Annotated in this window: 7 protein-coding genes; 4 read left to right on the forward strand and 3 right to left on the reverse strand. The window is 68.0% G+C overall.

Going from position 1 to position 6,190, the window contains the following annotated elements:
• Positions 1-27: 27 nt before the first annotated feature.
• The gene (locus tag VIR15_RS09330; RefSeq protein WP_331927201.1) at positions 28-384 is read right to left on the reverse strand and encodes a VOC family protein; all 357 of its coding nucleotides are present in this window, start codon (positions 382-384) and stop codon (positions 28-30) included.
• A gap of 559 nt (positions 385-943) precedes the next feature.
• Between VIR15_RS09330 and VIR15_RS09335 the strand changes: the two genes are divergently transcribed.
• On the forward strand, positions 944-1,483 hold the full coding sequence (locus tag VIR15_RS09335) for an ASCH domain-containing protein (protein WP_331927202.1): 540 nt from the start codon (positions 944-946) through the stop codon (positions 1,481-1,483).
• A 227-nt stretch (positions 1,484-1,710) separates the two neighbouring features.
• Here the strand turns inward: VIR15_RS09335 and VIR15_RS09340 are convergent, their stop codons facing one another.
• The gene (locus VIR15_RS09340; protein ID WP_331927203.1) at positions 1,711-2,742 is read right to left on the reverse strand and encodes a calcium-binding protein; all 1,032 of its coding nucleotides are present in this window, start codon (positions 2,740-2,742) and stop codon (positions 1,711-1,713) included.
• A gap of 249 nt (positions 2,743-2,991) precedes the next feature.
• Between VIR15_RS09340 and VIR15_RS09345 the strand changes: the two genes are divergently transcribed.
• The 3 genes from VIR15_RS09345 (at position 2,992) to VIR15_RS09355 (ending at position 5,503) form a co-directional block, all read left to right on the forward strand.
• The gene (locus VIR15_RS09345; protein ID WP_331927204.1) at positions 2,992-3,591 is read left to right on the forward strand and encodes an RNA polymerase sigma factor; all 600 of its coding nucleotides are present in this window, start codon (positions 2,992-2,994) and stop codon (positions 3,589-3,591) included.
• Positions 3,578-4,159, forward strand: a complete 582-nt coding sequence (locus VIR15_RS09350; protein WP_331927205.1) for an anti-sigma factor — start codon at positions 3,578-3,580, stop codon at positions 4,157-4,159. Before VIR15_RS09345 ends, VIR15_RS09350 begins: the two co-directional genes overlap by 14 nt.
• Positions 4,160-4,552: 393 nt before the next feature.
• Positions 4,553-5,503, forward strand: coding sequence for a CHRD domain-containing protein (locus tag VIR15_RS09355; RefSeq protein ID WP_331927206.1), 951 nt, complete (start codon positions 4,553-4,555; stop codon positions 5,501-5,503).
• A gap of 239 nt (positions 5,504-5,742) precedes the next feature.
• On the opposite strand, the gene VIR15_RS09360 is transcribed toward VIR15_RS09355, so the two are convergent.
• On the reverse strand, positions 5,743-6,190 hold a 448-nt coding region (locus VIR15_RS09360; protein ID WP_331927207.1), incomplete at its 5' end, for an adenylate/guanylate cyclase domain-containing protein.

The raw sequence follows: 6,190 nt of genomic DNA on the forward strand, positions 1-6,190 counted from the left end.
CGCTAGCGAGGCGAGACGTGGCTCGCTTCAGTCCGTGCAGAGGCAGAACGGATGACCGGCGGGGTCGAGGAACACCCGGAAGGTCGCGCCGGGCTGATGCTCGTGCTTGGTCGCCCCGAGTTCGAGTACCGCTGCCTCGGCGACGTCGAGGTCGTCCACCACGACGTCGAGATGCATCTGCTGCGGCACGTCTTGGCCGGGCCATTGTGGTGGCGTGAAGCCGTCGACCCTTTGGAATCCCAGGGAGTCGCCGTACTCGGCCCGAATGGACCACCAGTCGTCGTCCTGCTGGATCTTCCAGTCGAGCAGGGCGCCGTAGAACTCGGCCAAGGTCTTGGGGTCGGGGCAGTCGAGGACGACGACCGGGAAGCGTGCGATTGCCATGTCCGGCACTCTAGGTACGATTCCGGACGGACCGCGTCCGCTTCGTCGGAGTTTTGGCCCCCGGTGCCAGCGTCTCGAGCCTTCCGCGGCGTTGGGAACCAGTCCGATGCCTCGTCGCTCATCAAGGGTCAACCCGGCACGTCGTCACCGTGGTCGCCTTCGAAGGGCGCGATCGAGGCGATCACGAGGCCTCGGACGTGACGCCTAAACGCTGCCTAAACGGTCATCGCGCGAACGGCGCCTTCGCCGATAGTCGGCTGCTCGGCGCCGTCCTACCCTTGACTCAGGAACACGAGAGATCCAGCCAGAATCGAGGCGATTCACATGTCAGCGATCTCAGGTATCCACGGCGACGAAGACCCCGTGCACGACGACCGCGTCCACAGCGAAGCACCCGCCGAGGGCGATCCCGACTTCGACGAAACCGAGATCCGGGCGCATTCCGCGGATCCAGCAGAAGGTGCCGACGAAGACTGAGCCGCTCAGCGCGACGGACCCCGAGCCACCGCCGCCCCCAGGCGCAGCGCAGACCACGTCCGCCTGGGGTTAGCCTCGGGCCATGGATGCACCCGAGCCTGGCACTGATGATTCGTCGGTCATCGAGTCCTTCTGGCAAGTGGCCAGGATGCGAGCCAAGCTCAACCCGACCGGGTACTACACAGGGGAGCGGCCCTTGGCGTCCCTTCGACCGCCGGCATGGGCCTTCGGTGCCACACCCGAGCAGGCCGACCAGCTTCTCGCCCTCGTGTTGGCCGGCATCAAGACCGCGACCTCCGGCGCGCTGTGGGACTACGAGGCCGAGGGTGAGCAGTTGCCGACGCCGGGAGCGCTCGGCATTGTCACCGACGGTCGCGCTGTCCCGCACGCCCTCGTCGTAACGACCCAGGTCGAGATCGTCCCCTTCGACGAGGTGAGCGCCGAGCATGCGTACCTCGAGGGTGAGGGCGACGGGTCGCTGGCCACCTGGCGCGAGGTGCACGAGAGGTTCTTCACGGAGCACGCGGTGCACGGTCACGGGTTCAGCCGGGACATGCCCGTCGTCCTTCAGCGCTTCGCCGTTCTTTACAGCCAGACCTTCGCCGGCTTGGGCGATCTCTGACGACGCGGTCGGCGGCCCAGCCCAGCGCGAGGCCTGGACCGATCGCGTGTACGACGCCGGTCACCACCTCGTTGGGTGCGGCGCTGGCAGCCTCCGAAGAGCCCGGCGTATCAGGGGCGCTGCGAGGCAGGTCGGTGACGGTCAGGGCGGTGTGGGCGATTCCGGGAACAGGGACATTCTGGCCTCCTTGTCAGTGGTGTCGCCTGATTTCGGCTTCGTCGTGCTGGTCATGATTGGTCGGCTCCGAGGTCTACAGCGATGTCGAGGAGTGCTCTGGCTGCGTCGTCGACGGTGACGCTGTCGTCGCCCTCGAACGTGTCGATCTCGAGCCGGTCAGCTGGCTCGCCCCCGGTGACGACGGTCTCGCTCGTCAGCCCGGTGACGTCGACCGCGCCGGCGTGCGCCGCGACATCGACCCGGTCGGGCCGGTTGGTGCCGTTCACCACGACAGAGTCGGCCTTGGCGTCGCCGCTGCCAGCGGCTGAGGACAGGTCGATGTCCGCCACGGTGAGAGGGGTGCCGCTGAGGTCGCCAATCGTCACAGCGTCGGCGCCACCGAGGGTGGCCAGCTCGAGTCGCTCGACGCCCTTGAGGTCCATCCGGATAGCGCCCGGACTGCGCAGGAAGACCGCGCTCGTTCCGTCCGCCGTCAGTGACATCCGCTCGTCGCCGTCGGAGCCGTTGAAGGACAACGTGTCCCGACCGCGGCCGCCGCTGATCGCGTCGTTGCCCTCTCCGGGGTTCCACGCTGCCGTGTCGTCGCCGGAGCCGAGCACCTCGGTGTCGGTGCCGACACCGCCGTTGACGAAGTCGGCGCCGCGGCCGCCGAACACGAGGTCGGTGCCCGCTCCACCGAGGAGGAAGTCGTCCCCAGAGGCGCCCTCGAGGACGTCGTTAGCGGCGCCTCCGACGACAGTGTCGTCGCCCGCCCCCGCCCTGACCGTCAGCGGCACGTCGACGAGAGAACCGCCGCTCAGTGTGCGGAAGTCGTCATCACCGGCGCGCAGATACACCGACACCGAGTTAAACGTGCGCGGGTCGAGCCGCTGGACGTGGTCGTGACCGAGGTTCACAACGACGGTACCCAGCACGGTGAAGTCGACGCTGATCCGGTCGGCGACGTTCGTGCCGCTGATGACGAGCACGTCGTCGACCACCGAGGCGGAGGCTCCCGCCGGCGTCGCGTGTGCCGAGCCCGCCGATACTGCCACGACCAGGCCGATCAGGGCCGTGGCGGCTGCGGCACGGCCGAACGACATGTTGGGTCTGCCTTGCTCTTTCATTGTCCGCTCTCCTCAGGATCGGGCCGGCCGATGCCGACCTCTGCGGCTTCTACGGCGGCGTTCACGTACCGGTTCCGTCGGGATCCGGTGCCCGATCCGAGCGAACTGAGCCGGACCCGGCTGCGTAAGCAGGGAATGAGACGCAGCGCCACCGCCACCGCCGCGACTCCCGTAAACCCGCACACCACGGAGGCCGCCGGTGAACGTTGGGCTAGCGTGAGAACCGTGGCCTTGGACGACGCCGAGCTGGCGTCATGGTTCGCTTCTGGAGACGCGGACTCGGTCCGGGTCGTCTACCAGACCTACGGCCGGCTGGTGTTCGCGATCGCGTACCGGGTGCTCGGCGACACCGGCCTCGCGGAGGACGCCACCCAGCAGACCTTCGTGCAAGCCTGGCGTGCGGCGGGAACCTACGACCCGAGCCGGGCGCTCGGGGCCTGGCTCACCACGATCGCGAAGCGGGTCGCCATCGATGTGCACCGGCGCGAGCGCCGGCACCGTAACCTCGACAACATCGACACCTCCGACAGCGCCTCGCTGGTCACGCTGCCGCCATCTGCGGAGCAGATCCACGACGTGGCCGAGGTACGCCGGGCGCTGGACGAGTTGCCCCCCACCGAACGCGACCTGATCCGGATGCAGCACTTCGACGAGCTCAGCCACGCGGAGATCGCCGACAAGCTCGAGATCCCGCTCGGCACAGTCAAGTCGCGGACATTCCGGGCGCACCGCCGGCTGGCGGGCATCCTGCACGGCCTGCGTGCCGAACCGGCAGACTCAGCCCCCGCCGATCGGCGCGAAGGAGGCTCGGATGTCCCACGATGACCTGACGTCGGCGGAGCGCGCCGAGATCGAGCGGGTGCATGGCGTACTCGCCGACCGGGCGGTGTGGGCCGAGCCCTCGCCCGACCTCCAGGAGCGCGTGGTCGCCGCCATCGCCGAGGAGGCCGGCGCTGGGCGCCGTCGGCGACGGATCCGGTATTCGCTCGTGGCGGCAGCCGCCGCGGGCTTCCTGGCGGCGGGCGTCACGGTCGGCTTGCAGGTGACCCGCGACGAACCAGTCCAGTTCGCTGCATCCCTGACGGGGACCCGGCTAGCTCCTGATGCGGACGGGAACGTCACGCTGACCAAGACCGACAGTGGATGGAAGATCGAACTGCACGCGACCGGACTCCCGCGACGCAGCGACGGAGAGTTCTACCAGGCGTGGCTGAAGGGCGACACAGGCCTTCTCGTTCCGATCGGCACCTTCAACGAGGGCACCGACGTCACGCTCTGGTCCGGCGTGGGCCCGACCACGTTTCCAACGCTGAGCATCACCAAAGAGGTCGCCGACGGCAACCAGGCGTCGTCGGGCCAAGTCGTGCTCATCGGTAAAGCGAACGAGTCCTGAGGCTCCAGCCAGCCATGCGCTCGTGCAGGAGTAAATCCAGCTAGTGCTCGACAGCGTGTGATCGGGTTGTGTCGGGGATGCTGGCCCCAGGGGTGATGCTCGTGCGTGGATCTCTTTATGCCGCAGTCCTTTCCGCGGCTGACGCCGGACCCCACCGGCAACCGCGGTCCGGGCTGGTCGGGGTGAGCTTGGTATGGGGACCCGGCGCGCGCCTTCCGCGGGATCATCGCCAGCGAAGACGTACGCCCATACGTACGGCGGGCTGATTCGGTTCGCCTGGCCGGCTGTGACCTTTGCCGCATGTGCCCGATACAACTCCGGCCCGCTGCTCTGCGTAGGAGTCCATGTAGGCCGAGCATGAGGCTCCGGCCGCAGACTCGAGAGGGATCACCCATGATCAGCAGCACAAAACGCCGCGTGGCCCACCGCATCGGCGCTGCCATCGCGGCCGGGGTCGCGTTCGGCACGCTCGGCATCAGCGCGGCTTCAGCGAACAGCGACGTGACCCCGCTGGCGGGCATCACCGTGCCGGGTAACGCGACCGCGGCACCTGCCACCCTGCTTGCCAGCCTGGAGGGTCGCAACGAGGTGACTCCGGGCGCCCCGGTCGGGCAGGCGTTGGAACTGATCGGCGTTCAGGGCAACACGGTCAGCTACTCGGTCTCATGGCGCGGCATCGACGCTCCGACCGAGGCCGACATTCACGCCGCGGGTCCAGGAGCAGACGGCCCGGTCGTGTTGACCCTCTTCACCACGCCGCGACCGGAGGACGGCTTGGCCTCCGGCACCGTCACCGTCAACGACCCGACGCTGCTTGCTGCGCTGCAATCCAACCCGGGCGGCTTCTACGCCGATCTGCACACCAACCAGTTCCCGGACGGCGCGGTGCGTGCCCAGCTACATTCGCTCAACCACGCCGTCAGCACCAGCGGCGTGGCCGCCTTGCAGGAATCGGTGGTCTTCGGCAGCCAGATCTACGCCTGCACATTGCAGACTGACGGATCGTTCGCCTTCGCCCAACACGACGTCGACGCGCACCTGACAGGCGGCATCCACCACACCTTCGTCCGGCCGCTCGCGGGCACGCCGCAGTGGCAGGCTCCCGACGGCAGCGCGGTCAGCGGCAAGCTGGTGACCAGGAACACCAACGGTGCCGGCAACATTGCTGAGCTGAACCTGGACGCCACCCAGATCGGAGACTCCACCGGACTGCTCGCCCACGCCGTCGAGGTGCTCCGCCTCAACACCGTCGGCGGCGTCGCCCCGACCGGGACCTGCGACCCTCAGTCCACGCCGACCATCAACGTCCCTTACCAGGCCGACTACATCTTCATCAACGGCTAGCACATACGAGAGCCAACGACGCCGACCGAGCCGCTAAGTAGCACCTTCGATCTAAGGGAAGGCGGCACACAAGGATGGGCCTCGAACCTTCGCGGTCGAGGCCCATCCTGTCGTCGTCCGCGTTCCGTGCACCTAACGTCATCTCAGCGCGTGCGCAGGCCGCGGCCAAGGCGATCACTTCGGCGCCGATGTCGACGATGCCCGCGAGGGCCAAGAGTTCGGGACGAACAGGTCTCGCTTCAGGCCAGGTCGGCCCGAAGCAGGTGAGTCAGTGCGGAGACCCCTTTGAGTTCCACCGGGCCGATGTCCTGGAACATGATCCCGCCCTCGTGCGACGCGTCTGCAACCGCTTGACTGACCAGAACCTCGCCGGGCCGCGCGTAGTCTGCGATGCGGGCGCTGACATTCACGGTCTGGCCGAAGTAGTCACCCTGCTGAAAGAGCACTGGCCCGGAGTGCAGCCCCACATGGGCGGGTGGGAGCCCAGCATCCGCCAGATCGCCCACCATCTCGAGCGCAGCGCGCACTCCAGGACCGGGATCTCGGAAGTAGAACATGACCCCGTCGCCCAGCCACTTGATGGGCTTGCCGCCGTGGCGCACAGAACCGCGCTGCACCAACCGAGCCAACGTGGCAGCCAGGTCGGCTGCGGCCTCATCACCATGTTCCTGGGTCAGCCGCGTGTAG

It is taken from the genome of Intrasporangium sp., assembly GCF_036566125.1.
Lineage (GTDB): Bacteria > Actinomycetota > Actinomycetes > Actinomycetales > Dermatophilaceae > Intrasporangium.

Bases quoted from the DNA above. Each gene is read 5' to 3' on its own strand.
- VIR15_RS09330 (WP_331927201.1), bottom strand. From the start codon at position 384: ATGGCAATCGCACGCTTCCCGGTCGTCGTCCTCGACTGCCCCGACCCC.
- VIR15_RS09335 (WP_331927202.1), top strand. From the start codon at position 944: ATGGATGCACCCGAGCCTGGCACTGATGATTCGTCGGTCATCGAGTCC.
- VIR15_RS09340 (WP_331927203.1), bottom strand. From the start codon at position 2,742: ATGTCGTTCGGCCGTGCCGCAGCCGCCACGGCCCTGATCGGCCTGGTC.
- VIR15_RS09350 (WP_331927205.1), top strand. From the start codon at position 3,578: ATGTCCCACGATGACCTGACGTCGGCGGAGCGCGCCGAGATCGAGCGG.
- VIR15_RS09355 (WP_331927206.1), top strand. From the start codon at position 4,553: ATGATCAGCAGCACAAAACGCCGCGTGGCCCACCGCATCGGCGCTGCC.